The 206-nt window shown below is 52.9% G+C and carries 1 rRNA gene; it reads right to left on the reverse strand.

Features of this window, described 5'->3' with window-relative positions:
* Window positions 1–105, reverse strand: a 5S ribosomal RNA gene (gene rrf, locus FKP33_RS26870); the annotation flags it as partial.
* Window positions 106–206 lie beyond the last annotated feature (101 nt).

Below are 206 nucleotides of genomic sequence, written 5' to 3' on the forward strand. Positions count from 1 at the left end.
TCTACTCTCCCAGGACCCTGCGGTCCAAGTACCATCGACGCTGGAAGGCTTAACGTTCGTGTTCGGGATGGGTACGCGTGGTTCCCTTCCGCCATCATCACCAAACGGATGTTGATGCTTCTGCCGCGAAACATCAGATCTTGCCATTCAAGGCGGCTTGCACCTTGAAAACTGGATACGAAACTCAGCATGCTGAATGCTTTGAC

The sequence above is a fragment of the Paenibacillus sp. tmac-D7 genome (genome assembly GCF_006519665.1).
Taxonomy (GTDB): domain Bacteria; phylum Bacillota; class Bacilli; order Paenibacillales; family NBRC-103111; genus Paenibacillus_G; species Paenibacillus_G validus.